At 70.0% G+C, this 25,634-nt stretch carries 24 protein-coding genes; 3 read left to right on the forward strand and 21 right to left on the reverse strand.

Annotation, left to right across the window (positions count from 1 at the left end; translation table 11 throughout):
* Positions 1-2: 2 nt before the first annotated feature.
* The 5 genes from LSF15_RS00185 to hflX form a co-directional block, all read right to left on the reverse strand.
* Positions 3-749 (reverse strand): alpha/beta fold hydrolase, encoded by a 747-nt coding sequence (locus tag LSF15_RS00185; protein ID WP_232496510.1) that lies wholly within the window; start codon positions 747-749, stop codon positions 3-5.
* Positions 750-820: 71 nt separating this feature from the next.
* Complete coding sequence (locus tag LSF15_RS00190; RefSeq protein WP_232496511.1) at positions 821-1,942, reverse strand: Kelch repeat-containing protein; 1,122 nt, start codon at positions 1,940-1,942, stop codon at positions 821-823.
* A 124-nt stretch (positions 1,943-2,066) separates the two neighbouring features.
* Positions 2,067-4,412 carry a 5-methyltetrahydropteroyltriglutamate--homocysteine S-methyltransferase gene (metE, locus tag LSF15_RS00195; protein ID WP_232496512.1) on the reverse strand — a complete coding sequence of 782 codons (2,346 nt, stop codon included), beginning with the start codon at positions 4,410-4,412 and terminating at the stop codon, positions 2,067-2,069.
* Positions 4,409-5,401, reverse strand: a complete 993-nt coding sequence (locus LSF15_RS00200) for a methylenetetrahydrofolate reductase (RefSeq protein WP_232496513.1) — start codon at positions 5,399-5,401, stop codon at positions 4,409-4,411. The genes metE and LSF15_RS00200 overlap by 4 nt, the downstream gene beginning before the upstream one ends.
* A 312-nt stretch (positions 5,402-5,713) precedes the next feature.
* The gene (hflX, locus tag LSF15_RS00205; RefSeq protein ID WP_232496514.1) at positions 5,714-7,237 is read right to left on the reverse strand and encodes a GTPase HflX; all 1,524 of its coding nucleotides are present in this window, start codon (positions 7,235-7,237) and stop codon (positions 5,714-5,716) included.
* Positions 7,238-7,394: 157 nt separating this feature from the next.
* Here hflX and LSF15_RS00210 point away from each other — a divergent pair, with 157 nt between their 5' ends.
* Positions 7,395-7,994 carry a class I SAM-dependent methyltransferase gene (locus LSF15_RS00210; protein WP_232496515.1) on the forward strand — a complete coding sequence of 200 codons (600 nt, stop codon included), beginning with the start codon at positions 7,395-7,397 and terminating at the stop codon, positions 7,992-7,994.
* Positions 7,995-8,001: 7 nt separating this feature from the next.
* Here LSF15_RS00210 and dapF read toward each other — a convergent pair whose 3' ends face one another.
* The 16 genes from dapF to LSF15_RS00290 all read right to left on the reverse strand — a co-directional run bounded on the left by dapF (position 8,002) and on the right by LSF15_RS00290 (position 24,559).
* Positions 8,002-8,883, reverse strand: coding sequence for a diaminopimelate epimerase (dapF, locus tag LSF15_RS00215; RefSeq protein ID WP_232496516.1), 882 nt, complete (start codon positions 8,881-8,883; stop codon positions 8,002-8,004).
* Positions 8,884-8,887: 4 nt separating this feature from the next.
* Positions 8,888-9,808: a tRNA (adenosine(37)-N6)-dimethylallyltransferase MiaA gene (gene miaA / locus LSF15_RS00220; RefSeq protein ID WP_232496517.1), complete on the reverse strand. Its 921-nt coding sequence runs from the start codon at positions 9,806-9,808 to the stop codon at positions 8,888-8,890.
* Position 9,809: 1 nt separating this feature from the next.
* On the reverse strand, positions 9,810-11,405 hold the full coding sequence (gene miaB / locus LSF15_RS00225) for a tRNA (N6-isopentenyl adenosine(37)-C2)-methylthiotransferase MiaB (RefSeq protein WP_232496518.1): 1,596 nt from the start codon (positions 11,403-11,405) through the stop codon (positions 9,810-9,812).
* Between the two features lie 12 nt (positions 11,406-11,417).
* Positions 11,418-12,146: a regulatory protein RecX gene (locus LSF15_RS00230; protein ID WP_232496519.1), complete on the reverse strand. Its 729-nt coding sequence runs from the start codon at positions 12,144-12,146 to the stop codon at positions 11,418-11,420.
* Between the two features lie 50 nt (positions 12,147-12,196).
* Entirely contained in the window at positions 12,197-13,258 is a 1,062-nt protein-coding gene (gene recA / locus LSF15_RS00235; RefSeq protein WP_232496520.1) for a recombinase RecA, read from the reverse strand.
* Positions 13,259-13,531: 273 nt separating this feature from the next.
* Positions 13,532-13,774: a DUF3046 domain-containing protein gene (locus tag LSF15_RS00240; protein WP_232496521.1), complete on the reverse strand. Its 243-nt coding sequence runs from the start codon at positions 13,772-13,774 to the stop codon at positions 13,532-13,534.
* A 76-nt stretch (positions 13,775-13,850) separates the two neighbouring features.
* The gene (locus tag LSF15_RS00245; protein ID WP_232496522.1) at positions 13,851-14,159 is read right to left on the reverse strand and encodes a helix-turn-helix domain-containing protein; all 309 of its coding nucleotides are present in this window, start codon (positions 14,157-14,159) and stop codon (positions 13,851-13,853) included.
* A gap of 147 nt (positions 14,160-14,306) precedes the next feature.
* Positions 14,307-14,879, reverse strand: coding sequence for a CinA family protein (locus LSF15_RS00250; RefSeq protein ID WP_232496523.1), 573 nt, complete (start codon positions 14,877-14,879; stop codon positions 14,307-14,309).
* A gap of 1 nt (position 14,880) precedes the next feature.
* Positions 14,881-15,483, reverse strand: a complete 603-nt coding sequence (gene pgsA / locus LSF15_RS00255) for a CDP-diacylglycerol--glycerol-3-phosphate 3-phosphatidyltransferase (protein ID WP_232496524.1) — start codon at positions 15,481-15,483, stop codon at positions 14,881-14,883.
* 55 nt (positions 15,484-15,538) lie between these two features.
* Entirely contained in the window at positions 15,539-18,439 is a 2,901-nt protein-coding gene (locus LSF15_RS00260; RefSeq protein WP_232496525.1) for an FtsK/SpoIIIE family DNA translocase, read from the reverse strand.
* 95 nt (positions 18,440-18,534) lie between these two features.
* Positions 18,535-19,026: a GNAT family N-acetyltransferase gene (locus LSF15_RS00265; RefSeq protein WP_232496526.1), complete on the reverse strand. Its 492-nt coding sequence runs from the start codon at positions 19,024-19,026 to the stop codon at positions 18,535-18,537.
* 67 nt (positions 19,027-19,093) lie between these two features.
* Complete coding sequence (locus tag LSF15_RS00270) at positions 19,094-20,770, reverse strand: ribonuclease J (RefSeq protein ID WP_232496527.1); 1,677 nt, start codon at positions 20,768-20,770, stop codon at positions 19,094-19,096.
* Between the two features lie 68 nt (positions 20,771-20,838).
* Positions 20,839-21,816, reverse strand: coding sequence for a 4-hydroxy-tetrahydrodipicolinate synthase (gene dapA, locus LSF15_RS00275; RefSeq protein WP_232496952.1), 978 nt, complete (start codon positions 21,814-21,816; stop codon positions 20,839-20,841).
* A 215-nt stretch (positions 21,817-22,031) separates the two neighbouring features.
* The gene (locus LSF15_RS00280) at positions 22,032-22,850 is read right to left on the reverse strand and encodes a DUF559 domain-containing protein (RefSeq protein ID WP_232496528.1); all 819 of its coding nucleotides are present in this window, start codon (positions 22,848-22,850) and stop codon (positions 22,032-22,034) included.
* A gap of 342 nt (positions 22,851-23,192) precedes the next feature.
* Positions 23,193-23,753 (reverse strand): dihydrofolate reductase, encoded by a 561-nt coding sequence (locus tag LSF15_RS00285; RefSeq protein WP_232496529.1) that lies wholly within the window; start codon positions 23,751-23,753, stop codon positions 23,193-23,195.
* The gene (locus LSF15_RS00290) at positions 23,750-24,559 is read right to left on the reverse strand and encodes a thymidylate synthase (RefSeq protein WP_232496530.1); all 810 of its coding nucleotides are present in this window, start codon (positions 24,557-24,559) and stop codon (positions 23,750-23,752) included. The genes LSF15_RS00285 and LSF15_RS00290 overlap by 4 nt, the downstream gene beginning before the upstream one ends.
* Before the next feature lie 142 nt (positions 24,560-24,701).
* Between LSF15_RS00290 and LSF15_RS00295 the strand changes: the two genes are divergently transcribed.
* Together LSF15_RS00295 and LSF15_RS00300 are read left to right on the forward strand one after the other, a co-directional pair.
* Positions 24,702-25,145, forward strand: coding sequence for a TlpA family protein disulfide reductase (locus LSF15_RS00295; protein ID WP_232496531.1), 444 nt, complete (start codon positions 24,702-24,704; stop codon positions 25,143-25,145).
* Positions 25,126-25,611 (forward strand): DUF4395 domain-containing protein, encoded by a 486-nt coding sequence (locus LSF15_RS00300; protein ID WP_232496532.1) that lies wholly within the window; start codon positions 25,126-25,128, stop codon positions 25,609-25,611. Before LSF15_RS00295 ends, LSF15_RS00300 begins: the two co-directional genes overlap by 20 nt.
* The last annotated feature ends 23 nt before the right edge of the window (positions 25,612-25,634 follow it).

Raw genomic sequence — 25,634 nt, forward strand, 5'->3', positions numbered from 1 at the left:
GCTCAGACCTCGGCGCGGACGGCGGCGGGAGCCACTCCACGCAGCCACTCGAGCACCGCGTGCATGAATCCGGCGTGGTCATCGCGGAAGACCGTGTGACCGGTGCCGGGCACGGTCGCCACCGTCATGCCCTGCCGACGCATCTGCGCGGCGACGCGGTCGGTGATGAGCAGGCTCTTCTCGGCGAGCAGCACGAGGCTCGGCGCGACGAGCCGTGCCGGCGGAACGAGCGGCCGTGTGTCGCTGAAGCCGAGGATCGTGCGCTTGTCCCAATCGCGAAGCGTCGCCAGTTCGATGTCGACGTCGTACGCGCTCCACTTCGGGTTCATTCGCACGAGCGCGGACCGCTTCGGTCGCGGCGCGATCGCGAAGAACGCCTTGAAGGCCCAGCCCTTGACCCCCTTCGGGAACGCGAACGCCGGATCGATGTAGATCGCCGCGCGCGGAGCGAGTCGATCGGCCACGAGACTTGCGACGAGCCCGCCGAGTGAATGACCCATGACCACGTCGGGCGCGACGTCGAGCATCGGCGCGACCGTCTCGACGACGTCGTCGGCCCACGCGGCGGGTGAGTACCGCAACGCTCGCGGGCTGCGGCCGTGACCGCTCAGATCGACCGCGAGCACGCGGAAACCCTTCGCCTCGAGCTCGGCGGTCACCCGGTGCCACGCCCGCGAATCGGACATGATGCCGTGGATGAGGACGGCGGTCCTGGAGCCGCTGCCGGATTCGTGAACTGCGAGGCGCATGACGTGAAACGTAGCCGTCCCCGCTGAGCATCGCCCCCGACCGAACTGGATTAGCCCTGCGAGCCGCCGACTCAATGGCGATCCGGGATCGGCACCACTCGCATGAGGCCCGTCAACGAGATCCGATCGTCGTAGCCGCCGAGCAGGAGCACCGACCGATCCTCGATCAGGTTCACCGTCGCGAACGAGGCCGTCGTACCGAGTTCCGCAACCACCGTCGAGGTGCCCGCCCCGAAGTCGATGAGCTCGACCGTGTCGCCGCCCGCACCGACGAGCACCCGACCGTCGGTGAGCGCGAGCGCGCCGCCCGAGAGCTTGTACCGAGGCTGCGTGAGGTCGGGGCCGGGTGAGAAGCCGCCGCCGGCGGGATCGAAGACCTCGGTCGAGGCATGGAGCACGCGATCGTCTGCGGTGCCGCCGCCGACGAGCACCCTCCCGTCTGCGAGCGTCACTTGGAAGTGCTTGAACCGCGGAACTGCAAGCGGTCCCACCACGACCCATTCGTCGCGATCAGGTTCGTAGACGGCGGCCGCGGTGGTGCCGGTCCCGCGATCGACCCGGCCGCCCGTGACGAGCACGCGACCGTCGGCGAGCGAGGTCGCCTCGAGGGCGTCGGCGGCCCACGGCAAGGGGCGCGCCGCCGAGACCGCACCGGTCTCGGGGTCGAAGACCTCCGCGCCCGCGGTGAAGCCTCCCGGCCCGGTGTCGCCGCCGACGATGAGCACGCGGCCGTCGGGCAGGACGGCCGCCGTGTGGCCGCCGCGCGGCGCGACCGTCGCTGCCGGAGCCGTCGTCGCCCCGACGGGGTCGAGGACGTCGATCGATCCGGTGACCCCCTCGCCCTCGCCGAGGAACCCGCCCACGACGACCACGCGGCCGTCGGGCAGCAGGCTCGCCGTGTGGTTGGTGCGTGGCACGCTCATGGGTACGACCGAGGCCACGGTCCGTCCGTCGGCGTGGACGATCATCGTGTCGGCGCTCGCGGTGCCGCAGCCGTCGACGACGCATCCGCCCGCGACCAGGATCCGGCCGTCGGCGAGCGACGTCGCCGTGTGGGCGGCGCGATTCCCGGCCCGCCCTGGGTCGGGCCCGTCGACGGTCGCACCGGGGACCGGCGCATGCTGCTCCCCTGCCGTGCACCCGGTCAGCGACAGCGCGACGACCACCAGCGCCGCTAACCCGAACGTGCGCATGCCGTATGTTACGTCCGCGCGCACCGCCCGACAACGCCGCGATGGTGTTCGTTCCATCCCCGAAACCGATCCGGTCGGATGCCGCGGGGTACGCGACATCCGACCGGATCGTCCGAATCCTTGGCTAGTCGACGAGCACGGACTCCGTGAGCTCGGCTCGCACCGCGCGGGTCGCCTGAATGATGTGCTCGAGCGACGCGACGGTCTCGTCGTAGCCGCGGGTCTTGAGTCCGCAGTCGGGGTTCACCCACAGTCGCGACGCCGGGATCTCGGCGACCGCACGCTCGAGGAGCGCCTGCACCTCGACGGCGCTCGGCACGCGCGGTGAGTGGATGTCGTAGACGCCCGGGCCGATGCCGTGATCGAAGCCGCTCGCGCCGAGATCGTCCACGACCTCCATGCGGCTTCGGGCCGCCTCGATCGAGGTGACATCGGCGTCGAGGTTCTTGATGGCGTCGATGACCACGCCGAACTCCGAGTAGCAGAGGTGGGTGTGCACCTGGGTGGCCGGCGCGGCGCCACCCGTGGCCAGCCGGAACGAGCCGACCGACCAGTCGAGGTAGGCGGGCTGGTCGGCACGCTTGAGGGGCAGCAGCTCGCGCAACGCCGGCTCGTCGACCTGGATGACCCGGATGCCGGCATGCTCGAGGTCGCCGATCTCGTCGCGAAGCGCGAGCGCGACCTGTCGCGCCGTGTCGCCGAGCGGCTGGTCGTCACGCACGAACGACCACGCGAGGATCGTCACCGGACCGGTGAGCATGCCCTTCACCGGCTTCTCGGTGAGCGACTGCGCGTACGTCGACCACTCGACCGTCATGGGCGCCGCGCGCGACACGTCGCCCCAGAGGATCGACGGGCGCGTACAGCGCGATCCGTAGGACTGCACCCAGCCGTGCTGCGTCACCGCGAACCCGTCGAGCAACTCGGCGAAGTACTGCACCATGTCGTTGCGCTCGGGCTCGCCGTGCACGAGGACGTCGAGCCCGAGTTCCTCCTGCAGTCGCACGACCCGTTCGATCTCGTCACGCATGAGCTGCCGGTAGCCACCCTCGTCGAGTTCGCCCTTCACGAGCCGCGCCCGCGCCCGCCGGATGTCGCCGGTCTGCGGGAACGAGCCGATCGTCGTGGTCGGGAGTTCGGGCAGGTCGAGGCTCGCCTGCGCGGCCACGCGATCATCGTACGAGGCGCGGGTGAAGTCGCCGGCGGCGAGCGCCGCGAGCCGCTGGCGCACTGCAGGAACGCGCACGCCGGCCGCACCGGCGCGGTCGGCGAGTGCGGCGGATGCCCCGGCGAGGTCGGTCTCGATCGCCTCACGGCCGTCGATGAGTCCGCGGGCGAGCGTGGCGACCTGCGCGACCTTCTGGTCGGCGAACGCGAGCCACGAGACCAGTCGTGGCTCGAGCGCGGCCTCGTCGGCGACGTCGTGGGGCACGTGCAGCAACGAGGTCGAGGTCGACACCGCGACCGCGTTCGACAGGTGCTGCACGGCCTCGGCACGTGCGAACGCCGCTCCGAGGTCGCCGCGCCAGATGTTGTGGCCGTCGACGACGCCCGCGACGAGGGTCTTCGCCGCGAGCGACTCCTCGGTCGCCGGGTCGAGGTGCGCCGGAAACGTGCCGCGCACGAGGTCGAGCCCGATCGCCTCGACCGGGGTCGCGGCCAGCACCGGCAGCGCACCGTCGAGCGAGCCATAGGGTGCGGCCACGAAGATCGAGGGTCGCGCATCGGATGCCCCGAGCGCGTCGTAGGCGACCGCCGCGGCCTCGAGCACACGGTCGCGGGACTCGTCGAAGCTCTCGCTCACGAGCGCGGGCTCGTCGAGCTGTGCCCACTCTGCACCCGCCGCGGCGAGCCGGTCGAGCAGTCGTGCGTACACGGGCACGAGGTCGGCGATGCGATCGAGGGGGCGGAATCCGGCCGGCGCACCTTCGGCCGCCTTCGCGAGCAGGAGGAAGGTCACGGGCCCGACGATCACGGGCCGCGTGAGGAACCCCTGCGCCTTCGCCTCTGCGAACTCGGAGAGGATGCGTTCGGGGTGCAGCTCGAACACGGTATCCGGGCCGATCTCGGGTACGAGGTAGTGGTAGTTCGAGTCGAACCACTTCGTCATCTCGAGCGGCGCGTCGTCGCCGACGCCCCGCGCGATGGTGAAGTACGCGGCGAGGTCGACCTCGCCATCGGCCGCCAGGAACCGCGTGAACCGCGGCGGCACGGCGCCCACGGCGACCGCGGTGTCGAGCACCTGGTCGTAGTACGAGAACGACTCGGGGATCGCCGATCCGGTACGTTCGAGGCCCAGCTCGGCGAGTCGCTCGCGAGTCGCGGCGCGCAGTTCGGCGGCGCGTGCCTCGAGTTCGGCGGCGTCGATCGAGCCCGCCCAGAACGCCTCGACCGCGCGCTTGAGCTCGCGGCGGCGGCCGATGCGCGGGTAGCCGAGGATGGTCCCCTTCGGGAATGCGTGTGTGGTCATCGTGGTGTCGTGTTCCTCTCATGGACGAGTTGCGGGGTGGTGTGAAGGTCGAGACGGCCGAGCACGTCGAGCACGGCGTCATGCCGGTTGAAGGTGTACAGGTGCAGGCCGGGGGCGCCGCCGCCGAGCACCTGTTGGGCGAGTCGGGCGGCGTAGGCGATGCCGAGCTGGGCGCACGACTCGGCGTCGGGCTCGATCTCGAGGTCGATCGCGAGGTCTGCGGGCGGCTCGACGCCCGTGAGTTCGGTCAGCCGTGCGAGTCGTGCCGGCGTGGTCACCGGCATGATGCCGGGCACGATCGGGATCGTCACGCCGCCCGCGCGGGCGCGCTCCACGAATCCGAGGTAGTCGTCGGCATGCCAGAACAGCTGGGTGATCGCCAGGTTCGCGCCGGCGACCTCCTTCGCGAGCAGTGCGTCGATGTCCTGGGTCAGGCCGAGGGAACGCGGATGTCCCGTGGGGAACGCCGCGACCGCGACCCGCTCGGGCCGTCGCCGCTCGCCGATGCGCGACGCGCCGGGCACGCCCGGCACGCCCTCCTGGGCGAACGGCTCGCGTTCCTCCTGCACACGGTGGATGAGCTGCACCAGCTCGGCCGCGCTGCCGAGGTCGCCGATGCCGGCGTCGGGGTCGGCACCCTCGGGTGGGTCGCCGCGAAGGGCGAGGAAGCTCGTGATGCCCGCGTCGAGGAACTCCCGCACGAGGCGATTCGCCTCGGCATGCGACGAGCCGACGCACGTGAGGTGCGCCATCGGCTCGACATCGGTGTTCTCGAGCATGTAGCGCAGCACCGTGAGCGAGCGGCCGCGCGACGAGCCGCCCGCGCCGAACGTCACCGAGATGAAGGCGGGGTCGGCCTCGGCGAGCCGGTCGATCGTGCGGCCGAGGGCGAGCGCGGCCGCGTCGGTGCGCGGCGGGAAGAGCTCGAACGAGATCGGAGGGCGCGGCCGACAGTCCGCGTCCGACGCGTCTGAACCGATGCCAGCCATATGTCGTCTCCTGCGTGGCGAGCCGGTCGGCGGAGGCGCGGCGGGCCGCGTCCCCCTGCCGGGACGGCGGGCGGGTGTCGCGGGCGGGTGCCGGGCTCGGCGGTCGCTCCAGGTGGGCGGCATCCGGCCGCACACCGACGATCAGGAGCGACGATACGCCCGAGGCCCGAACGCCGGAACACATATGACGGAAGGTGACGATCGCCCGATGGAACGCGACGCGCGGAGGGACATCCGCGCGTCGTTGTCGTTCGCGCCGTCGTTCAGATCGCGCCGTCGTTCAAATGGCGCCGCCGTTGACGGGCGGCGCCGTCAGGCCCCGACGGCCGCCGCGAACCGCGCGAACTGGGCGGCCAGTTCGGGCGAGGCGAGCGCACGGATGCGGGTGCCGTCTTCGAGGTAGTCGATCGACAGCACGCGGCCCGCCTCGTGCAGGGTCGACACGATCTCGCCGCGGTCATACGGAACGAGCAGGTCGATCTCGATCGCGGGGTCGGGCAGCATGCGCGAGATCGCCTCGAGTACCTCGGGGATGCCCTCTCCGGTGCGTGCCGACGCGAAGATCGCGTTCGGTTCGAGCCCGCGCAGCACGAGCCGCTCTTCGGGTGTCACGAGGTCGGCCTTGTTGAAGACGATCAACTCGGGGATGTCGCGGGCTCCGACCTCGCCGATGACGTCGCGCACCGTGGCGATCTGGCCTGCGGGATCGGGGTGGGCGGCGTCGACGACGTGCACGATCAGGTCGGATTCGCCGACTTCTTCGAGGGTCGAGCGGAACGCCTCGACGAGCTGGTGCGGCAGGTTGCGCACGAAGCCGACGGTGTCGGCGATCGTGTACACGCGGCCGTCGGCCGTCGTGTTGCGGCGCACGGTCGCGTCGAGGGTCGCGAACAGGGCGTTCTCGACGAGCACGCCGGCACCGGTGATGCGGTTCAGCAGGCTCGACTTGCCGGCGTTCGTGTAGCCCGCGATCGCGACCGACGGTACGGCGTTGCGCTTGCGATTGGCGCGCTTGGCCTCGCGAGCCGGCTTCATGCCGGCGATCTGCTTGCGCAGCCTCGCCATGCGCGAGTGGATGCGGCGACGATCGAGCTCGATCTTCGTCTCACCGGGGCCGCGCGAGCCCATGCCGGCCCCTGCGCCGCCGACCTGGCCGCCGGCCTGACGCGACATCGATTCACCCCAGCCGCGCAAGCGCGGGAGCAGGTACTCGAGTTGCGCCAACTCGACCTGCGCCTTGCCCTCACGGCTCTTCGCGTGCTGGCTGAAGATGTCGAGGATGACCGCGGTACGGTCGATGACCTTGACCTTGACGGCGTCTTCGAGCGCGCGCCGCTGGCTCGGAGCGAGTTCGGTGTCGGCGACGACCGTGTCGGCGCCGAGCGACGCCACGATGTGGCGCAGCTCTTCGACCTTGCCGCGGCCGAGGTAGGTGCTCGGGTCGGGATGCGGTCGACGCTGCAGCACGCCGTCGAGCACCCGCGCCCCGGCCGTCTCAGCAAGGGCCGAGAGTTCGCGCATGGAATTCTCGGCGTCGTCGAGCGAACCCTGCGAGTACACGCCGATGAGCACGACGTTCTCGAGCCGCAACTGCCGGTACTCGACCTCGGTGACGTCTTCGAGTTCGGTCGAGAGGCCGCCGACACGGCGAAGCGCCGCCCGCTCTTCGCGATCGAACTGCTCGCCGTCGTTCTCGCCTGAGGTGTCGTGGGAGCCGTCGGTCATGAGCGCGTCGGCTGGGCCCGCCCCGAAGCGCGTGACGCCCGCCTTGGTCTCTGAGCCGCGCAGCACCCGCTCGACGGCGTCGTCTGCGGCGGACTGTTCGGCATCGTTCATCCTGTCAACCCTACTTCGGTTCGCGTGCGATAGGTTCCCCTGATGAGCACTGCATGGCCTCGGACCACTCCTTCGGTTCGCGTGCGATAGGTTCCCCTGATGAGCACTGCATGGCCTCGGACCACTCCTTCGGTTCGCGTGCGATAGGTTCCCCTGTATGCCCTCGGACCACTACTTCACCGCGCGGCCCGCCGGTGAGGCGGCGCTCCGCACCATCACCGTCACGCTCGCGGGCCGCAATCTGACCGTCACGACCGCCGGTGGTGTGTTCAGCCCCGAGCATCTCGACACGGGCACCCGCGTGCTGCTCGAACGAGTGCCGGCGCCGCCCGCAACCGGAGACCTGCTCGACCTCGGCTGCGGATGGGGTCCGATCGCGATCAGCCTCGCGTTGCAGGCACCCGAAGCCACGGTGTGGGCGGTCGACGTCAACGAACGCGCGCTCGACCTCATGCGGCGCAACGTCGCCCGGCTCGGACTCACGAATGTCAGGGCCACGCTGCCCGATGATGTGCCGCCCGACGTGCGGTTCGCCGCGATCTGGTCGAACCCCCCGATCCGCATCGGCAAGGCCGGGCTGCATGCACTGCTCGAAGACTGGCTCCCCCGGCTCGACGACGATGCGAGCGCATGGCTCGTCGTCGCCAAGCAACTCGGCGCCGACTCGCTGCAGCGCTGGATCGCCGATGAGCTCGGCTTCGACGTCGAGCGCGCCGAGACCTCGAAGGGCTTCAGGGTGCTCGAAGCGCGACGCTGAGCGCCGCTCAGGCCAGCGTCAGCACTCCGTCGAACACCAGTTCGGCCGGACCCGACAGCGCCACGTGCTCGCCATCGTCGGCCTGGAACATGCGGACGCCGAGCACGCCCCCCGGAACCTGCACGCGCCAGTCGTTGGGCGCACCCGCGCCCGCCCAGTGCCGCACGGCGAGCGCCGACGCGACGGCTCCGGTGCCGCACGAGAGCGTCTCTCCCGATCCGCGCTCGTGCACGCGCATGCGGATTCGCCCGACGCCGTCGTCGACGAGCGGCTCGGCCGGAACCACGAACTCGATGTTGGCTCCATGGACGGGTTCGGGGTCGAGGATCGGCTGGAAGCCGAGGTCGAGACTCTCGAGCTCTTCATCATCGGCGAGGGCGACGACGATGTGCGGATTCCCGACGTCGATGCCGAGGCCCGGCCGAGCGACGGGAAGCTGCTTCGCCCGTACGAGCGGCTCGCCGCCATCGAGCCGCCACAGACCGAGGTCGGCCTGGAACCCGTTCGAGGTGCGGCTCACCGTGCGCACGCTGGCGCGCGTGCCGATGGCGATCTCGTCGCCTGGGTGGAGGTCGGCGAGGCCCTGGTCGAGCAGGTACTTCGTGAAGACGCGGATGCCGTTTCCGCACATCTCGGAGACCGAGCCGTCGGAGTTGTAGTAGTCCATGAACCACCCGGCATGCGGGTTCTCGGCGAGCGCCGCGGCGCCCGCGTCGAGATTCGCCGACCGCACCGCACGGATGACGCCGTCGGCGCCGACACCGAAGTGACGGTCGCAGATGGCGGCGATCTGGGTGGGCGTCAGCTCGGATTCACCCTCGGGATCGCTGAAGAGCACGAAATCGTTACCGGTGCCCTGGCCCTTGGTGAATCGAAGATCGAACGACATCACCTCAGTCTAGGGTCGCCAGGCGGGCGAGTTCGGCGGCGCGGGCCGCCGCGTCGTCGGCGTCGATCGCGACCGCATCGCGGTAGCGCTTGAACCAGCCGACCTGGCGCCGTGCATAGGTGCGGGTGAGTTGCTGCGTCTCGGCGATCGCGTCGGCCCGGGACATCCGCCCGTGCAGTTCCCCGAGCGCCTGCGCGTAGCCGATCGCCTTTCGGGCGGTCACTCCGCGCTCGATGCCGCGCGGCAGCAGGCTGCGCACTTCGTCGACGAGCCCCCGCCGCCACATCTCGAGCACGCGTGCGTCGAGGCGCTCGACGAGGTGCGCGCGCTCGCTGTGCAGGTGCACGATGCGGTGCTCCCGCCACGGCACCGGATCATCGGGCAACCGCGCCGCCTTGGGTTCGCCGGTCAGTTCGATGACTTCGAGCGCGCGAACGATGCGACGGCCGTTCTGCGCGTCGACGCTCGCCGCGGTCACGGCATCGATGCGGCGCAGTCTCGCATGCAGGAGCCCGGGACCGTGTTCGGCCAGCTCGGATTCGAGCCTCGCCCGCACCTCGGGGTCGGTGCCCGGGAACCTGAAGTCGTGGATCACGCTCGACACGTACAGGCCGGAACCGCCGACGAGGAGGGCGACCGCGCCCCGTGCGACGATGTCGTCGATCACGTCACGGGCCGCCGACTGGTAGGTGGCCACCGAGGCGTCTTCGGTGACGTCGAGCACGTCGAGCAGGTAGTGCGGCACGCCGCGGCGCTCGGCGAGCGAGAGCTTCGCCGTGCCTATGTCCATGCCGCGGTAGAGCTGCATGGCGTCGGCGTTCACGACCTCTGCAGTTCGGCCGGCTCGTTCGAGTGCCGTCGCGAGGTCGAGCGCGAAATCGGACTTGCCGGTGCCCGTCGCGCCGACGATCGCGATGAGCGACACGTCAGCGCTGCGCGTCGGTGGGGTCGTAGATCGGCATGGTGCCGACGCCCGGCGCGACGAGCGGTTCCGCCGAGCGAGCGCGCAGCGTCGGCAGACCGAGCGAGACACGGCCGGCGTCGGATGACCCGCCTGCGACCGGTACCGCACAGCTCTCGGCCTCGGCACGATCCCACGCGTCGCCCGCGCGCGTGCGACGGATGGCCAGCGGGGCGTCGCCGAGCGAGTCGGCCAGGAGATGGAACGGTGCGGCCCGCGAGATCGTCACCGAGACGACGTCACCCGGCCGAGGCAGCTCGGACCCGGCGGGCACCTCGAAGTGCACGAGACGGCTGTCTTCGGCGCGACCACTGAGCCGGTGGGTCTCGGCGTCCTTCTTGCCCTCGCCCGAAGACACGAGCACCTCGACGGCGCGGCCGACGAGTTTCTCGTTCTCCTCCCAGGAGATGCGTTCCTGCAGCGCGGTGAGTCGCTCGTACCGCTCTTGCACGACCGCCTTCGGCACCTGGTCGTCCATGGTCGCCGCCGGAGTTCCCGGGCGGATCGAGTACTGGAACGTGAACGCCGAAGCGAACCGCGCGGCCTCGACGACGCGGAGCGTATCTTGGAAGTCCTCTTCGGTCTCGCCCGGGAAGCCCACGATGATGTCGGTCGAGATCGCGGCGTTCGGGATCTTCGCACGCACGCGGTCGAGGATGCCGAGGAACTTCTCGGAGCGGTACGACCGGCGCATCGCCTTGAGGACGCGGTCGGAGCCCGACTGCAGCGGCATGTGCAACTGCGGCATGACGTTCGGCGTCTCGGCCATCGCGTCGATGACGTCGTCGGTGAACGCCGCCGGGTGCGGGCTCGTGAACCGGATTCGCTCGAGGCCCTCGATATGGCCGGCGGCGCGCAGCAGCTTGCCGAACGCCTGCCGGTCGCCGAACTCGACGCCGTAGGAGTTCACGTTCTGCCCGAGCAGGGTGACCTCGACGGCGCCGTCGTCGACGAGCGCCTGGATCTCGGCCAGGATCTCGCCCGGCCGCCGATCTTTCTCTTTGCCGCGCAGCGCCGGCACGATGCAGAAGGTGCACGTGTTGTTGCAGCCGACCGAGATCGACACCCATCCGCTGTAGGTGGAGTCGCGCTTGGTCGGCAAGGTCGACGGGAAGACCTCGAGGGCGTCGAGGATCTCGAGTTGCGCCTCGTCGTTGTGTCGCGCACGCTCGAGCAGGCTCGGCAGCGACCCCATGTTGTGCGTGCCGAACACGACGTCGACCCAGGGCGCCTTCTCGAGAATGACGTTCTTGTCTTTCTGGGCGAGGCAGCCGCCGACCGCGATCTGCATGCCCGCATGGCGGCGCTTGACGCTCGCGAGGTGGCCGAGGTTGCCGTAGAGCTTGTTGTCGGCGTTCTCGCGCACCGCGCACGTGTTGATGACGACGACGTCTGGCTCGGTGCCGTCGGCGGGAATGTACCCGGCCGCCTCGAGCGAACCGCTCAGCCGCTCGGAGTCGTGGACGTTCATCTGGCACCCGAAGGTGCGGACCTCGTACGTGCGCGGTGCGTTCGACGACTCCGTCGTCGCGACTGTCGCGACCTCGTGAATGGTGCTCATGATCGCACCAGTTTACGAGCCTGCAGCGGCGATCGCCGCCGTCACCGCCTCGCGCACGATATCGCTCGAATACCCCCGTCGCTGCAGGAACGCCGAGAGCCTGCGCTCGGCGGTCTGCCGGTCGAGCCCCGTGAGCTGACGAGCGCGTCGTTCGGCGACGGCCAGTGCGTTCTCACGCTCGGTCTCGGGGTCGAGGTCTTCTACCGCCGCTCGCGCGATGCCCCCGTCGATGCCGCGACGGCTCAACTCATTGAGGATCGCGCCACTGCCTCTGCCGCGGCGCACGCCGTGGCTGTGCACGAGTTGCTCGGCCAGGCGTGCGTCGTCGAGGTAGCCGAGGCGTTCGTAGCGCTCGATCCACTCGTCGATCTCATGCTCGTCGAGCCCGTGCTCTGCGAGCACCGAGCGCACCTCGGTCACCGAGAGCGCCGATCGCCGCAGGCGGGAGACGACCAGGCGGTCGATGCGGTCGTCGCGCTCGACCCCGGTCTCGGGCGGATCGACCGTCGCCGGGTCGGCGGTGGTCGCTTCGACGGAGGGAAGCGGCCCGGCTTCGGACCTCGGGCGCGCCTGCCGGTCGACGGCCTCGCCAGTCGTTGCCGGTCGACCCGTGCGTGCAGTCTTCTCGACATCCGGGCGCGAACGCTTCTCGGTGACGGGGCGACTCGTGGCCACGGCATCGGGGCGCACCCATGGCAGGTACGTGACCGGGGCGAGACCGTCTGAGGCTGCGTCGCTCATCATGCGCTCTCCCCGATCATCGAGCTTCTCCCGGTCATCGCACCGCTGCGTCAGGCGCCCTTGCGCTTCGACGTGATCGACTCGACGTTCGACGGAGTTGCCGCGACGGCAGCAGGCTGGCCGATGCCGAGCTTCACGAGGATCTTCTGCTCGATGTCGGCCGCGATGTCGGGGTTCTGCAACAGGAAGTTGCGGGCGTTCTCTTTGCCCTGCCCGAGCTGGTCGCCGTCGTAGGTGTACCAGGCACCCGACTTCTTGACGATGGCCTGGTCGACGCCGTAGTCGATGAGGCTGCCCTCGCGGGAGATGCCGACTCCGTAGAGGATGTCGAACTCGGCCTGCTTGAACGGCGGCGCCATCTTGTTCTTGACGACCTTGACGCGGGTGCGGTTGCCCACCGCGTCGGTGCCGTCTTTCAGGGTCTCGATGCGGCGGATGTCGAGTCGGACCGACGCATAGAACTTGAGCGCCTTGCCGCCCGCGGTGGTCTCGGGGCTGCCGAAGAACACGCCGATCTTCTCGCGGAGCTGGTTGATGAAGATCATCGTGGTGTTGGTCTGGTTGAGGCCACCGGTGAGCTTGCGGAGCGCCTGCGACATGAGACGTGCCTGCAGACCGACATGCGAGTCGCCCATCTCGCCCTCGATCTCGGCGCGGGGAACGAGCGCCGCAACCGAGTCGATGACGATGAGGTCGATCGAGCCCGAACGCACGAGCATGTCGGCGATCTCGAGCGCCTGCTCGCCGGTGTCGGGCTGCGACACGAGCAGTGCATCGATGTCGACACCGAGCTTCTTGGCGTACTCGGGGTCGAGGGCGTGCTCGGCGTCGACGAAGGCGGCGATGCCGCCGGCGCGCTGTGCGTTGGCGATGGCGTGCAGCGTGAGCGTGGTCTTGCCCGAGGACTCGGGGCCGTAGATCTCGACGATGCGGCCGCGCGGAATGCCGCCGATGCCGAGGGCGACGTCGAGGGCGATCGAACCGGTGGGGATGACCTCGACCGGCGCGCGCTCTTCGCTGCCGAGGCGCATGACCGAGCCCTTGCCGAACTGACGGTCGATCTGAGCGAGGGCGGTTTCGAGTGCCTTCTCGCGGTCTGCGGGTGATGCCATGGTGTGGGCTCCTTCGATGCTCGGTTGCTGCTGCCTCTAGGCTGTCGTTCCACGTTGCGGGCCGTGACCCGCGGCGTCTCGCGACAAGGCGGTTTGCGGTGTGTTCCGACGCTTCGACCGTATGGTCGGCCACCGACATCGGACGCCGTCGCCGGCGGAGATGTGGATGGATCGCGCTGGAACTCCTGCTGTTGAGGAGACTACCCCAGCGACCGAACAGATGTTCGAAGACGCGCCCGCGTGTCGAACACGCCTTCGGGCATACGGCGCCGCTCAGCGGTCGCCGTGACCGCGATCCCCCGGCACCGGCCGTCCGGCTCCGTGACGGCGCTCTTCAGGGACATCCGTCGCGTCGCAGAGCGCGAACCACACCTCACGCGGCCGCACGCCCGCCGCGAGCGCCTCGCGAGCCGTGCGCCCGCCGAGCGTCGCGAGCACGAGATCGTTCACGACGACACCGCCGTAACCCGCGCCGAACTCGGCATCGACGGCGATCTGGAACTCGCTGAGCTTCATCGGCTCCTCCCGGACATGCCTTCGGCCGGTCCGAGGACCGGCCGAAGCGTTCGTATGTTTGCGGAGACGGACGCGGTCAGCGCACCATCATGTCGGCGTCGAACTCGGCGACGAGCTCGTCGGGCAGGCTGTCGGGAACCACGCTGACCCCCTCGAGCACCGCGATGCGGTCGCCGACCTCGTGCATGATCACCGAGATGGGCGTGTCGAGTGCGTCGGCGACCGACGCGAGGATCTCGCTCGAGGCCTCTTTCTGACCCCGCTCGACCTCGCTCAGGTACCCGAGCGCGACGCTCGCCTTGGACGCCACCTGCCGGAGCGTGCGCCCCTTCTGCAGTCGGAAGTCCCTCAACACATCGCCGATCTCCTGTCGAACCAGAACCATCGGGGAACCTCCTCTACTGTGCCTGCGGCCTCGCCGAGACCGGAAACGGGAGAGCCAGTCTACCCGACCCTCGTGGCTTCCAATCTAGCGTGGCACACTGGAGCTTTCGTGTGAACCTCGCCACATGTAACAGGGTGTTCACGAAGACTATTCCGCAGCTGGGTGGCGCGATTCCGGATCGCCTTCGGCGCCCGGACCGGCCCGACGATCGGATGTCTCGAGCCGCGTCACGACCGCGTCGAGCAACGCCTGCACCGTGGCCGCTCGGATCGCCCCGCGGTCGCCGTCGAGTGCGAGCGCGATCGCCTCAGCCCCCTCGGCGTCGGCGATGCCGAGGTACACCGTGCCCGGCGCGCGCCCGTACTGCCAGTCGGGGCCCGCGACGCCGGTCGTCGCGACGCCGAGATCGGCCGGCCGTCCGTCGACGGCGAGGGCGGCGCGGGCACCCTCTGCCATCTGCCGGGCGACCTCGGGATGCACGGCTCCCTCGCGCTCGAGCAGCGCGAGATCGACCCCCAGCAGGGAGTGCTTGATCGCCGTGTCGTACGCCACGACTCCGCCGTTGACCACCACCGAAGCCCCGGGCACACTCGTCATCGCTGCGGCCACGAGCCCGCCCGTCAGCGACTCGGCGACCGCCACGCGGAGCCCGCGTCGCGTGAGCAGGGCGATGACGCGCTCGGCGGCTTCGGCGCCGGGCTGGGGAATCGGCTCGCCCACGTCAGGCGCCGGCGTCGCCAGACCGAGCGAGGCGCACGGCGTCGCGCACGTACAACAGGCCCGACCACAGGGTGAGCACGACCGCGGCGGTCATGAGGATGGCGTTGACCCAATGGATCCACTCGCCGAACACGGTCCAGAGCGGGACGAGCGCGAACGAGATCGCGACGGCCTGGACGAGCGTCTTGAGCTTGCCGCCCGACGATGCGGGAACGACGTTGCCGCGACCGAGCTCGACGAACCGCCACACCGTGATGCCCACCTCGCGCACCACGATGATCGCGGTGACCCACCACGGCAGCTCGCCGAGGATCGACAGGCAGACGAGTGCTCCGCTCGTGAGCAGCTTGTCGGCGATGGGGTCGAGGATCTTGCCGAGATCGGTGACGAGTCCGCGCGACCGTGCGATGTGCCCATCGATGCCGTCGGTCGCGATCGCGATGATGAACAACGCGGCAGCGGCCCAGCGCAGGGGGCCGTCATCGCCGCCGTCGGCGAGCAGCATCCAGAAGAAGATCGGCGCGAGCAGGATTCGCACGACCGTGATCGCGTTGGGGAGGTTCCAGTTCGCCGAGCGCGCGGAGCTGCCGGCGGGATTGGTCATACGGCCAACTGTACCCGGCGACGGATGCCGCGGCGCAGTGTCGTGCGAACACCCGTCAGTCGCGACCGGTGAGCCCCCAGGCGTCTTCGTCGGGATCGGCGTCGACCTCGGGCAGGCCCCGGGTTCCCCGCGCGACCGGGTCGCCGTCATAGCGGTCGTCGGGCTCGCCCCAGGCATCGGCGGGGGCTGCAGCCGGGGCGGCCGAAGCGCCGGCGGCTGACTGGGCCGGGAGGGCCGGAGCCGACGACGGCCCCGACGGCTCGCCGCGCAGTCGTGCGAGCACCTCGGGCAACTGTTCGGTGGTCGCCAGCACATCGCGCGCCTTCGAGCCCTCGCTCGGACCGACGATCTCGCGCGACTCGAGCAGGTCCATGAGCCGCCCGGCCTTGGCGAATCCGACCCGCAGCTTGCGCTGCAGCATCGATGTCGAGCCGAACTGCGTCGACACCACGAGCTCGGCCGCGGCGAGCAGCAGCTCGAGGTCGTCGCCGATGTCGGCGTCGATCTCTTTGCGCTCGACGGCGGCCGCGACATCTTGCCGGTAGTCGGGCCGCGCCTGCCGGGTGACGTGCTTCACGACACGTTCGATCTCGGCCTCGGTGACCCAGGCGCCCTGCACGCGAATGGGCTTCGATGCTCCCATGGGTAGGAACAGGCCGTCGCCCTGCCCGATGAGCTTGTCGGCGCCGGGCTGGTCGAGGATGACCCGAGAGTCGGTGACGCTCGTCACCGCGAATGCGAGACGCGAGGGCACATTGGCCTTGATGAGGCCCGTGACGACATCGACCGAGGGGCGCTGGGTGGCGAGCACGAGGTGGATGCCCGACGCGCGGGCGAGCTGCGTGATGCGCACGATGGAGTCCTCGACGTCGCGCGGAGCCACCATCATGAGGTCGGCGAGCTCGTCGACGACGACGAGCAGGTACGGGTAGGGCTTGAGCCTGCGCTCGGAGCCGGCCGGCAGCACGATCTCATTGTTGACGACGGCCTTGTTGAAGTCGTCGATGTGGCGGAAGCCGAACGACGCGAGATCGTCGTAGCGCATGTCCATCTCTTTCACGACCCACTGCAGCGCCTCGGCCGCCTTCTTCGGGTTCGTGATGATGGGCGTGATGAGGTGCGGCACCCCGGCATAGGGCGCGAGCTCGACGCGCTTCGGGTCGATGAGCACCATGCGCACGTCGGCGGGCTTGGCCCGCATGAGCAGCGAGGTGATCATCGAGTTCACGAAGCTCGACTTGCCCGAGCCGGTCGAGCCGGCCACGAGCAGGTGGGGCATCTTCGCGAGGTTGGCCACGACATGACCGCCGCCCACGTCCTTGCCGACGCCGATCGTCATGGGATGCGACGCGTTGACCGCCGCCCCCGAGCGCAGCACGTCGCCGAGGGTCACCGTCTCGCGGTCGGCATTCGGGATCTCGACGCCGATGGCGCTCTTGCCCGGAATCGGCGAGAGGATGCGCACCTCGTTCGATGCGACGGCGTACGCGAGGTTCTTCGAGAGCGCCGTGACCCGCTCGACCTTGACACCTGGGCCGAGCTCGATCTCGTACTGCGTCACCGTCGGCCCGCGCGAGAACCCCGTGACCTTCGCGTCGACGCCGAACTGGTCGAGCACCCCGGTGATCTGGCGCACCACGTCGTCGTTCGCCTGCGATCGCGACTTCGCGGGCGCACCGGCGGCGAGCGTGGATGCCGCCGGCAGCGAGTACGGGCGTTCGGGTTCGGACGGCTCGTCGCCGTCGATGCCGCCGAGCCCGCCGTCGCCCGTGGGTGATGTCGCCGACGCGGCGTCGTCGAGCCCGTCGAACATCGGCAGGGCCGTGGTCTGTCCGCCTTCGTCGCCGCGAAGCCCCGTGCCGCCGCGCGGGACGTCGCCGGTGAAGTGCGCCAGCGCCGACTCGGCACGCTCGAGATCGCCGAGCACCTCGGTGCCGTAGGAGGCGGGGCCGCCGACCCCTTCGAGTGGGGTCTCGAAGCTGCCCGCGGCCGAGCCCGGGCCGAACACCTCGGTGATGCCGTCGACGCCCGGAGCCTCGAATGCCGGGTCTTCTTCTCGATTGGAGTCGTTGCGTCGCCACCACGGCAGCAGGCCGGTGTGCTCGGGCTCGTCGCCGAGGTCGTCGATGCCGTCGAGTTCGGCCTGCACGGCCTTCTTGCGCTCGCGGCGCGAGAGCTTCGCCGGAGCCTCGGCGGGCGCCTCGGCCTCGTCGGGAGCCCCGAACAGCCACGCGTACAGCTCGCGGAACCGCGTCGGAATGCGGTTCGGCGGCGTCTTCGTCATGATGAGCAGCGAGAGCGTCACGAGCAGGATGACGATGACCGTCGCCCCGATGGGCGTGATGAGCAGGATGAGCGGCTGCGCGAGCATCCACCCGAGAATGCCGCCGGCACGCGCGAGCACGGCCATGCCCTCGCTCGGCTCGGGCTGGCCGCCGAAGATGTGGCAGAGCGCCGACACCGAGAGCAGGAGCACGCCGAGCCCGATGCCGATGCGCGTGTTGTCGTGCACCGAACTCGGGTGCCGGAACAGCCAGACGGCGAAGAGGAGCATGACCACCGGCAGCGCGAACGCCACCCGTCCGAACAGGCCGCCGAACGTCCACGAATCGAGCGACTGCGCGATGGGCTCGTTGATGAAGAACCACTCGACGACCGCACCGGCGATCGCGAGCACGACGATGAAGAACGGCAGGCCGTCGCGGCGCTCATCTTTCTGCAACGTCTCGGGGCCGAGGGCGCGGGCGGCACCGCCCGCGACGTGCGCAAGCCCCATCCACGCGCGAACGAACAGGTTCGGCCCGGCAGGCGCGGCCGCCGCCTTCTTCGACGCGGCCGACGCCCTGCCCGTCTTGGCCGTGGTCGCCGGCAGCTTCTTGGTCGGCGCGGTGCGCGAGCTCGAGCTGCGCGACGGGGTGCCCGAGGCGCGCCCGTTCGACCTGGTGCTCGTAGCCATGCTCCCCACGTTACGGCCGACCGCCGACTCAGCCCCGTATCAACGGGCGAGTGTCTGCGATCGGGTCGTGACCCGTTGGCGCCGGCGAGCGCGCTTCAGCGCAGCACTCGGACCATCGTGTCGCGCCCGCCCGAGGATTCGACGACGCTGAATCCCTCGGAGCGAGAGAGTGCGTGCGCGAAATTGCCGTGCTCGACGCTCAATGCCAGCCGGGCGTAGCCCGCTGACCGCGCGACATCCGCCAGCGATCGCATCAGCGACCGGCCGACGCCCTGCGACCGCCACAGCGGACGGACGCCGATGATCAGCTCGGGCACGCCGGTCGCGACGAATCCGCGGGCGCCCTGCTCGGGCGAGAACAACCGGAACCATGCCGCCGCGATCGCACGCCCCTCGGCGTCGACGGCGACCACGCCTCGATCGGCCGGCTGCTGCCAGCCCGCGATGTACGCGCGCGAGACCGGGTCGGCGAGCACCACCGGCTTCGGCCGGTGAGCGCCCTGCCGCCAGTTCGCCGCCTCGACCACCATGTCGGCGAGGAACGCTCCGTCGCCGGGGATGGCCGGACGGATCAGGAAGTCCGCCATGCACGGATGCTACGCGCGCGGTGTTTCGGCGACGTTTCCGACCTCTCGCAGCGTGTCGGGCGCGGCGTCACGCCTCGATGACGAGCGGCACCAGCATCGGACGCCGGCGCAGGCGACGGCTCACCCACGTGCCGAGCGTTCGGCGAACGATCTGCTGCAAGCCGCGCGAGTCGCGGACGCCGTTCTGTGCGGCCTCGGCGAGCGCCGCGATGATCTTCGGCTTCACGTCCTCGAACACCGCGTCGTCTTCAGCGAAACCGCGAGCATGGATCTCGGGTCCGGTGATCACCTCACCGGTCGTCGCGTCGACGACGACGATGACCGAGATGAAGCCCTCTTCGGCGAGGATGCGGCGATCCTTCAGGTCGGCGTCGGTGATCTCGCCGACGGTCGAGCCGTCGACGTAGACGAACCCGAGATCGAGCTGACCGACGACCTTGAGCACGCCGTCGCGCAGATCGTAGACCGAGCCGTTCTCGCCGATGAAGGTGTTCTTCTCGGGAATGCCCGTGTCTTGGGCGAGCTTGGCGTTCGCGAACAGGTGCCGGTACTCGCCGTGGATCGGCAGCACGTTCTTCGGCTTCAGGATGTTGTAGCAGTAGAGCAACTCCCCCGCGGCGGCGTGACCCGAGACATGCACCTTCGCGTTCGCCTTGTGCACGACGTTCGCGCCGAGCTTCGTGAGACCGTCGATCACCCGGTAGACGGCGTTCTCGTTGCCGGGGATCAGGCTCGACGCGAGGATGACCGTGTCGCCCTCGCCGATCTCGATCTGATGGTCGCGGTTCGCCATGCGAGAGAGCACCGCCATCGGCTCACCCTGTGACCCGGTGGACATGTAGACGATCTCATCGTCGGGCACGTTGCCGGCCTTCTTGTAGTCGATGAGCACGCCCTCGGGAACCCTCAGGTAACCGAGGTCGGCGGCGATCGTCATGTTGCGCACCATGCTGCGGCCGAGCAGCGCGACCCGACGGTGGTTCTGCCACGCCGCGTCGAGCACCTGCTGCACGCGGTGCACGTGGCTCGAGAAGCTCGCGACGATGACGCGACGGGGTGCGCGGTTGATGACCTCATCGAGCACGGGGCCGATCGCGCGCTCGAGCGGGGTGAAGCCCGGGACATCCGCGTTCGTGGAGTCGACCATGAAGACGTCGACGCCCTCCTCGCCGAGGCGCGCGAACTCGCGCAGGTCGGTGAGGCGGCCGTCGAGCGGCAGTTGGTCCATCTTGAAGTCGCCGGTCGCGAGCACCGTGCCTGCGTCGGTCTTGATCGCCACGGCGAGTGCATCGGGGATCGAGTGGTTGACGGCGATGAACTCGAGCGAGAACGGGCCGATCCGCTCGCGCCCGCCCTCCTTGACGGTGAGGCTGTAGGGCTGGATGCGATGCTCCTTGAGCTTCGCCTCGACGAGCGCGAGCGTCAGCTGCGACCCGATCAGCGGGATGTCGCCGCGCAACTTCAGGAGGTATGGCACCGCACCGATGTGGTCTTCATGGCCGTGCGTGAGCACGACGCCGACGATGTCGTCGAGGCGCTCCTTGAGGAATCCGAAGTCGGGCAGGATCAGGTCGACGCCGGGCTGGTGCTCTTCGGGGAAGAGCACGCCGCAGTCGACGATGAGGATCTTGCCGTCGAGCTCGTAGCTCGTCATGTTGCGGCCGACCTCGCCGAGGCCGCCGATGGGGATGATGCGGAGCGTTCCGGCTTCGAGCGGAGCGGGATCGATGACGACGTCGGGCATATGCCCTCCTTACGTTGCGGTGTTCAGTTCGTGCGGCGCTCTGGCGTCGCGGGTGTCTGGGGTGAGGTTCAGCGGGTGGTGCCCGCGACCTTGGGCAGTGCGCCGCCGGCGGCGGCGTTGCGGTCGGGGCGGAAGCGGTGGAAGTCGACGCCGGGGATGCCCTGGACGTGGTCGATCTCGTCTTCGATGAGCGCGGCCTCCCACTCTTCGGGACCGACGAGGGGCAGTCGTACACGCGGGCTGGAGATGCGGCCCAGGCCGTGCAGGATGTACTTCGCCGCGACCGTGCCCGGCACGTGCGTCATGACCGCGCGCACGAGCGGCTCGAGACGCTGGTGCTCGGCGGTCGCGGTCGCGAGGTCGCCGCGGTTCACCGCGTCGACGATGGTTCGGTAGGGCGCCGGCGCGATGTTCGCGGTCACCCCGATGAGCCCGGTCGCACCGATCGCGAGGTGCGGCAGCACGTTCGCGTCGTCGCCGGAGAAGTACATGAGGTCGGTCTGGTTCAGCACCCGGCTCACCTCGGAGAAATCGCCCTTGGCATCCTTGATCGCGAGGATGTTCGGGTGCTTCGCCAGGCGGAGGATCGTCTCGTACTTGATCGGCACTCCGGTGCGGCCCGGGATGTCGTAGAGGATCACCGGCAGGTCGGTGGCATCGGCCACGAGCCGGAAGTGCGTGAGGATTCCGGCCTGCGTCGGCTTGTTGTAGTACGGCGTGACGATCATGATGCCGTCGGCGCCGGCCTGCTCGGAGTGCGTGTAGAGCTCGATGGCGTGCGCGGTCTCGTTCGAGCCGCCGCCCGTGATGATCTTGGCGCGTCCGGCCGCCACGTCTTTGCCGACCTCGACGAGGCGGATCTTCTCGGGGTCGGTGAGCGTCGAGGTCTCGCCCGTGGTTCCCGTGACGACGATGCCGTCGGCACCCGCCGAGATGACGTCGTCGATGTGCTTCTCGACCCCGGGCCAATCGACCTCGCCGTCAGCCGTCATCGGCGTGACGAGCGCGACGAGCACTTGTCCGAAGGGGTTCTCTGCAGTCACGATGACCAGCGTATCGGTTGGCCCCGTACCGCGTCGCCCGCGGCGATCGGTGGCCACGCGCTGCCGTCGCGCTCGTCATTGTGTGCCGGTCGTCGGGGGTTCGAGGTGACACACCGGCGGCAGCCGCTCCGGCCACGGCGTGTCGCAGACATCGTCCGACGACCCGCACCTCACCCGCCTGGGAGTGAATGGCATTTCGGGTGACTCGCCTGCCCCAGTCATCCGAACCGTACGCCTGCGACGCGACGGTGCAGACCGGCGTCGACCCTGGCGAGGATGGCGGCACGGACCGTGGGCCACTCGTGGACGACGAGCGCGTAGTCGAACCGCAGCGTGTCGAAGCCGAGTCCAGCGGCGATGCCGTCGCGAACGAGGTCCTTGTGGCGCGAGTGCTTGGTATCGGCGTGACCCTGGACGCCGTCGACCTCGAGGATCAGTCGGTCTCCGAGCACGAAGTCGACGCATCCGACACCGGGAATGTCGACCTGCGATCGCAACTCGATGCCGTCCGCGCGAAGCCGGAACCGCAGGAGCGACTCCAGTCCGCTGTCGGCATCTGCCCGGGCGAAATCGAGCATCCACCGATGTCGCACCGGGATGCTCCGTCGCAGGTGCTCGAGATCGACAGCAGAAAGCCGGCCATGTAAGAGGGCGGACTCGAGTGTCGCGAAGAATGCTTCGTCGCCGGCGCAGCGCAGGATCTCGATCAGAGCACGTCGCACCGTGCTGCGCCGGCCGATCTCGACCGGTCGGCGCGTGCGGTGCGCGACGCAGTCGCAGTCGGCATGCGCGTGGACGCGGTCGCGCGCGCCGACCGCGATATGGAGACCGTCGTGCTCGACGACCCAGAGTCCCGCCGCCGCCGCGGCCGACAGACAGCTCAGCATCCCACCGTGCGCCGCCGCTGCGCGCACCTCAGCAGGGAGTCCTGGCAGCGCGAAGACCCCTTCCCTGAGACGAAGGAGCGCGCCGACACTGACCGCGCGCGCGATCTCGCGCCGGGTGACGCCACTGTCGCGGAGCTGCGCTGTGCGCACCACCCCGCCGAGCTCTCTGCAGCAACGGGCGGCTTCGGATGGAGATCGCATGCGCCATGCTCGCCTCGACACCGGTCGCCGCGCACGCCACGCAGACGACGTGTTGATACTCCCCCCGCCTCCGGGCCTGGGGAGGAGCAGTGATCGCTCCGGTCGGCCGGCGCCGGCGTGCCAGTCGTCGGGCACCCGGAGCGCCAGTCGTCAGACGCCCGGCTCGACACGCGGATGCGAGCTGCCCCACCGGCGGCGTGTCGCGCAACTCGTCCGACGACTCGCACGCGGTGAGGCCGGCGGGCGCGGGGAGGTGGGATCAGCGCGCAGTGCGCGGGCGCGTCGAGGGCGTCAGACGCGGGTGTAGGTGAGGAACCGGTAGCGGATGCCACTTGTCGAGGTGTGGGCGCCCGAGTCGGGTTCGACCGCGATGAGGCGGAAGGCAGAGTCGATGTCGGGTGCCAGCACGTCGGCGGCTGTGGGTGTGAACGGCGAGTCATGCGAGTGGCGCAGCTCGGTCACCTCGATGCGGTCGGCGAGCGACAGGGTCGCCGCGAACAACTGCGCGCCGCCGATGACCCACACCCGGTCGGGTGGGGAATCTCGGGCTGCGAGTGGCGCTGCGGCGAGCGCGAGCGCCGCGTCGACGGATGCCGCGACCACGGCACCCTCTGAGGCCCAATCGCGCTGACGCGTCACTACCACGTTGCGGCGCCCCGGCAGCGGCCGGAAGCGCGGCGGCAGCGATTCCCAGGTCGCACGCCCCATGACCACAGGCGACCCGAGCGTGACCTGCTTGAAGTGCGCGAGGTCTTCGGGGACGTGCCAGGGCATGCCGCCGCCGCGGCCGATGACACCGCCCTCGGCTTCCGCCCAGATCAGGCCGATGCGCGGCGCGGCGGCAGCGCTCATACCGCGACGGCGGCGCGGATCGCCGGGTGGTGCCGGTAGCCCTCGACGACGAAGTCGTCGTACTCGTAGTCGAAGATCGAGCCGGGCGTGCGCGCGAACCGCAGGGTCGGTGCCGGGTAGGGGTCGCGCGAGAGCTGCTCGCGAACCTGATCGACGTGGTTGTCGTAGATGTGGCAGTCGCCGCCCGTCCACACGAAGTCGCCGACCTGGAGCCCGGTCTGGGCCGCGACCATGTGGGTGAGCAGGGCGTAGGAGGCGATGTTGAACGGCACCCCGAGGAACAGGTCGGCGCTGCGCTGGTAGAGCTGGCACGACAGCCTGCCGTCGGCGACGTAGAACTGGAAGAGCGCGTGGCAGGGCGCGAGCGCCATGTCGGGGATGTCGGCGGGGTTCCACGCCGAGACGATGAGCCGGCGTGAGTCGGGGTTCGCACGGATCTGCTCGACGACGTCGCGGATCTGGTCGATCGTCTCGCCCGACGGCGTCGGCCACGAGCGCCACTGCACGCCGTAGACCGGGCCGAGCTCACCATCGGGGTCGGCCCACTCGTCCCAGATGGAGACGCCGTGCTGCTGCAGCCAGCCGACGTTCGACGAGCCCTGCAGGAACCACAGCAGCTCGTAGGCGATCGACCTGAAGTGCACGCGCTTGGTCGTGATGAGGGGGAAGCCCTCGGACAGGTCGAACCGCAACTGCCGCCCGAACACGCTGCGCGTGCCCGTGCCGGTGCGATCGCCCTTCACGGCCCCGTGCTCGAGCACGTCGCGCAGCAGGTCTTCGTACGGTGTGGGAATCGTCTCGGACATCGCGACAAGGCTAACCCCGCCCGGCGACTTCGGCGCGTGGACACGGCCGCATCGGCGCCGTCGGCGAGCGATCGGATGTCCCGCGCCCGTCATCGTCCGTCACACTCGCCACGCCCGCGCCCGGCGTGCCTACGCTCGGATCATGGACTGGCTGGCAGCGCTCGCGGTCGGCGCCGTGCTCGTCACGGCGACGACGGCGACGGGGCTGCTCTGGCGGTCGCGGCAGGGTCGCGCGCACGCCGGCTCGGGTGAGCGCGTCCGCCCTGCCGAGCTCGGCCCGGTCTCCTTCGGCGACGCGGCGACCCTCGTGCAGTTCTCGACCGAGTTCTGCGCCAAGTGCCCCGCGACGGCGCGGCTGCTCGACTCGATCGCCGGCGACGCGCGCGGAACGCGGCACGTCGAGATCGACCTGACCCGGCGCGCCGACCTCGCGCGCAGGTTCGACGTCATGCAGACGCCGACCACCCTGCTCCTCGACGCCGATGGCATCGTGCGAGCGCGGTTCAGCGGGGCCCCACATGCGCACGCGGTGCGCACCAAGCTCGATGAGATCCTCGGGAGGCATCATGTCGGAACCCATCACTGAGCGGCAGGTCGGCTCCGGCACGCCCCCCGCGATCGACCCGCGCGGCCCCCGTTTCGGCGCGGGCATCACCGCGGTACTCCTGCTCGTCACCGTCGTGCTCGGCGTCGCCGGCGCGTCGACCGCTGCCTTCTGGCTGCTCGTGGCCGCCACCGCGCTGTTCGCGTGGGGTGCGTTCGCCGGCATCCGACGACACCCATATGGCCTCCTCTTCGCGAAGCTCGTGCGTCCGCGGCTCGCGCCGCCGGCCGAACACGAGGACCCTCGCCCGCCGACGTTCGCCCAGGGCGTCGGCTTCGCCGTCGGCCTCGCCGGCGTCCTGCTCGGCGTGCTCGGCGTGCCGTCCGCGGTGCCGATCGCCGCGGGCATCGCGTTCTTCGCGGCGTTCCTCAATGCCGCCTTCGGGTTCTGCCTCGGCTGCCAGATGTACCTGCTGCTCGTTCGTGCGCGAGTCATTCCCGGCACCTGACGCCCGCGACATCCGCCGATAGG

Source organism: Agromyces humatus (assembly GCF_021228295.1).
Classification (GTDB): domain Bacteria; phylum Actinomycetota; class Actinomycetes; order Actinomycetales; family Microbacteriaceae; genus Agromyces; species Agromyces humatus.

Coding starts and splice junctions, on each gene's coding strand:
- LSF15_RS00185 (WP_232496510.1), bottom strand. CDS start 749: ATGCGCCTCGCAGTTCACGAATCCGGCAGCGGCTCCAGGACCGCCGTC.
- LSF15_RS00190 (WP_232496511.1), bottom strand. CDS start 1,942: ATGCGCACGTTCGGGTTAGCGGCGCTGGTGGTCGTCGCGCTGTCGCTG.
- metE (WP_232496512.1), bottom strand. CDS start 4,412: ATGACCACACACGCATTCCCGAAGGGGACCATCCTCGGCTACCCGCGC.
- LSF15_RS00200 (WP_232496513.1), bottom strand. CDS start 5,401: ATGGCTGGCATCGGTTCAGACGCGTCGGACGCGGACTGTCGGCCGCGC.
- hflX (WP_232496514.1), bottom strand. CDS start 7,237: ATGAACGATGCCGAACAGTCCGCCGCAGACGACGCCGTCGAGCGGGTG.
- LSF15_RS00210 (WP_232496515.1), top strand. CDS start 7,395: ATGCCCTCGGACCACTACTTCACCGCGCGGCCCGCCGGTGAGGCGGCG.
- dapF (WP_232496516.1), bottom strand. CDS start 8,883: ATGTCGTTCGATCTTCGATTCACCAAGGGCCAGGGCACCGGTAACGAT.
- miaB (WP_232496518.1), bottom strand. CDS start 11,405: ATGAGCACCATTCACGAGGTCGCGACAGTCGCGACGACGGAGTCGTCG.
- LSF15_RS00230 (WP_232496519.1), bottom strand. CDS start 12,146: ATGAGCGACGCAGCCTCAGACGGTCTCGCCCCGGTCACGTACCTGCCA.
- recA (WP_232496520.1), bottom strand. CDS start 13,258: ATGGCATCACCCGCAGACCGCGAGAAGGCACTCGAAACCGCCCTCGCT.
- LSF15_RS00240 (WP_232496521.1), bottom strand. CDS start 13,774: ATGAAGCTCAGCGAGTTCCAGATCGCCGTCGATGCCGAGTTCGGCGCG.
- LSF15_RS00245 (WP_232496522.1), bottom strand. CDS start 14,159: ATGGTTCTGGTTCGACAGGAGATCGGCGATGTGTTGAGGGACTTCCGA.
- pgsA (WP_232496524.1), bottom strand. CDS start 15,483: ATGACCAATCCCGCCGGCAGCTCCGCGCGCTCGGCGAACTGGAACCTC.
- LSF15_RS00260 (WP_232496525.1), bottom strand. CDS start 18,439: ATGGCTACGAGCACCAGGTCGAACGGGCGCGCCTCGGGCACCCCGTCG.
- LSF15_RS00265 (WP_232496526.1), bottom strand. CDS start 19,026: ATGGCGGACTTCCTGATCCGTCCGGCCATCCCCGGCGACGGAGCGTTC.
- LSF15_RS00270 (WP_232496527.1), bottom strand. CDS start 20,770: ATGCCCGACGTCGTCATCGATCCCGCTCCGCTCGAAGCCGGAACGCTC.
- LSF15_RS00285 (WP_232496529.1), bottom strand. CDS start 23,753: ATGAGCGCTGCCGCCGCGCCGCGCATCGGCCTGATCTGGGCGGAAGCC.
- LSF15_RS00290 (WP_232496530.1), bottom strand. CDS start 24,559: ATGTCCGAGACGATTCCCACACCGTACGAAGACCTGCTGCGCGACGTG.
- LSF15_RS00295 (WP_232496531.1), top strand. CDS start 24,702: ATGGACTGGCTGGCAGCGCTCGCGGTCGGCGCCGTGCTCGTCACGGCG.
- LSF15_RS00300 (WP_232496532.1), top strand. CDS start 25,126: ATGTCGGAACCCATCACTGAGCGGCAGGTCGGCTCCGGCACGCCCCCC.